General features: G+C 56.2%; 3 protein-coding genes. All 3 read left to right on the top strand.

From position 1 onward, the window contains the following. Window positions 1-1445: 1445 nt before the first annotated feature. On the top strand, window positions 1446-1721 hold the full coding sequence (locus tag AC221Y_RS22965; protein ID WP_462931941.1) for a hypothetical protein: 276 nt from the start codon (window positions 1446-1448) through the stop codon (window positions 1719-1721). Window positions 1722-1814: 93 nt separating this feature from the next. Beyond that, on the top strand, window positions 1815-2123 hold the full coding sequence (locus AC221Y_RS22960) for a hypothetical protein (RefSeq protein ID WP_462931940.1): 309 nt from the start codon (window positions 1815-1817) through the stop codon (window positions 2121-2123). 189 nt (window positions 2124-2312) lie between these two features. After that, the gene (locus AC221Y_RS22955; protein WP_462931939.1) at window positions 2313-2492 is read left to right on the top strand and encodes a hypothetical protein; all 180 of its coding nucleotides are present in this window, start codon (window positions 2313-2315) and stop codon (window positions 2490-2492) included. The last annotated feature ends 187 nt before the right edge of the window (window positions 2493-2679 follow it).

The following is a 2679-nucleotide window of genomic DNA, read 5'->3' as shown; positions in this document are numbered from 1 at the left end:
TGAACAAGTTCGAGATGGCCTCGCAGCAGCAAGACATCGCGGGCCACATACAGGCGATTTTTCCCCCAACCGAGTACATTCGGGCCGCGTGAAAACCTTAAAAGTTTGAACTTCAGTCTTTCTTAATCGCTCTGCGCTTCCATCGCTTGGCAGCAGCGGGCCAGATCGCGATAGGCCAGCCTTCTTTTCAGAGCTTTAGCCCTTGAGAGGATGACCTTCGCGCCACCGCAATTGGCTGGAGCGATTTATGTCGAGTCTTGTAAGTTATGCTAGTCGCTTCGATGCGGACGTTACCTATGTAAAATGGGCTTTCTTCCGCTTGAGAGAGGTCGTTTCTGCTGCCAAGCGGGAGCTTGACAAGCATGGAGCATGGCGTTGCCGCCATAACCTGCTTTCGCAAGAAGATCTGAACCAATGCGTGCCCCTTATGAGGCACCGGCGCGTGATTTGGTTTTCTAGGCTCCTCCCTCTGTCGCTGATACGTCTCGTGCTCTTAACGTGTCGAGCCCTAGTTAGCGGAGCTGTTTGGTTTCTGCACTACTCGGGCCGCCTAATCTTGACCCGATCGCCTTGGCTTACTGAGAGTGCGCACGCTCTCGCACCGCGCGTGGCTGAAGTGCGTTGGGCAAAGCTTCCGATACTGGGTTCGGCTCCTGCAATCGCTGCTGTCATGCTCGTTACTATCAGCGTGGTCTTTGCGGCAAAGTCAGTCCCTCCAGCGGAGGTGGTGTTGCCGATCCTGCCTGACGCTCAAAGTCCGATAACATTGACTGCAGCCGCGCGAGGGGAGGTATTGGGGGAGCATATTGGGACCAGCGGTCCATCACTTAGTGCGGCTCCGGGCTTCACACGCGTTTCGTTATTGTCAGACGCTACCCCTGAGCGTTTGCCGGCATTTGGAACGGACATCGCTAGCATGATGCTCCTAATGGCCCCTCTTCCCGCACCCAAAGCCACCTCCGGGATCAATAGGCCAACCGAAATCACCGAGACTCGGCCGCTGCCCCGCACAGGCACCCCGAGCACCATTTCGCGGACAACGGCTGTGGCTGCGGCGCCAGCCAATGTGGGGAGAACAGCACCTGCGGTACCGAGGCCTGTTGCTGAGACGCCCGAGCCAACGTTAGAGCCCCCGCAAGACCAGCAAATAAAGCCAACACAGGCAGGGCAAAGGCGGGATTTCGTACCGCATCCCTTCTGGTAAAGAGCGCTCCGGCGGTTCCCTCCTTAGCAGGTCAAGCAAATACCGGGCGGCTATAGGATGCTCGACGCAAACCGTCAGCGCTTGCCTAGGTCTACGCTCGCGAGACGAAGGCCGAAGCCGACATCGCCAAGGTTCTGACCTTCGATGAGGGTCGGCGCATTGCAGTGAATGTTGTTAAGTTGCCCGAGTTTCTGAAGCGTGAAATAGGCGCAGCAAAATCAAAGTAGTCTCGGCACGCAAGATGGCGCTTCTCGACCTTCTAACGCTCCTGTCCTACATCGCCTTGAATGTGGATATCGTACTCCAGATTCGGCGCATCTATCACACTAAGTCGTCGCGTGACCTGTCCCTCTTCGGCATGAGCGTTCGGTATGCCGCCATCCTTATCGTACTTTTTAAGTTCATCTCGCTCAGCGATGCACCGCTCATACTCGGTCAGGGGCTAATAGTCCTTACGTTCACGACCTACTTCGCGCTTGCTCTTTACTACTTTGCCAATCGGAATCCGGAAGCCTGATATTGCCAAGGTGCTAACCTTCGATGAGGCGCGGCGCATTGCTGTGAATGTTGCTAAACTGCCGGGGTTGTTGCGATCAGGGAGGTAGAGCCAATGCACCGAGACATACTGATAGCTGTCGGTTTTTTGGTTGCGGCAATAGCTACGCCCGCAAGCGGCCCGGCGTTTGCGGAAGTGGACCTCAAGACGCCTTGGGCGAATATCTATGTCGGCCCCGGCGGGGTGTTCGTGAATGGGCCCTGGGGCCGCGTAGATGTCCCGGCATCGGAGCGCAAACGTGTTTGTGCCGAATGGCGCAAGAGTACGCTGGACTACTACGAAGAGCGGGGCTGCGCGGTTGACTTCGATGATGAGGGCTGCGTCATCGAGGATGTCGATTGTCCCGAACAGATAGAGAAATAGCGACGCATCGGTTTCGTCCCTGCCGGGCGAGTATTTCTGCGAGGCACTTCGATGAGGCGCGGCAGCGACATTCACCGTCGCTATGACGGACTAATCAGCCCTCTTCGTGTTGGGATTTTGCTGTGAGGCTTCTCCGGTTGGGGTGGAACGGCGCGCAGGGGCCGGAAGGACGGCAACCGTGCGTGGAAAGTGACAGCCAAGGAGGTCGAGGAGCGTGGCTACAACCTAGACATAAAGAATCCCCATACGGTCGCCGAAGACCACGGTGATCCAGAGACGCTGATCAGAGATCTCAATAAAGCCGAAGCCGATATAGCGGCAATGAAGAAGAAACTTAAGATCATCCTCTCAGAAGCGCTCGACCGATGATTTCACAAGCAATACTAGAGAACTTCGACCGACTTACCCGGAGCACGGAGGATGTTCAGCGTTTGCGGAGTTTTGCTCAGGCCCTCGCTGTTCGCGGTAAATTTGTGGAAGTTAACCCCAACGATGAACCGGCATCAGGCATTGTCGCAACGTGTTGCCGCCGAGAATGCCCGGCTGCTTAAATCAG

Source organism: Boseongicola sp. (genome assembly GCF_057460485.1).
The sequence above is the reverse complement of the archived record's forward strand: the minus strand, read 5'-3'. Positions and strand labels throughout refer to the sequence as shown.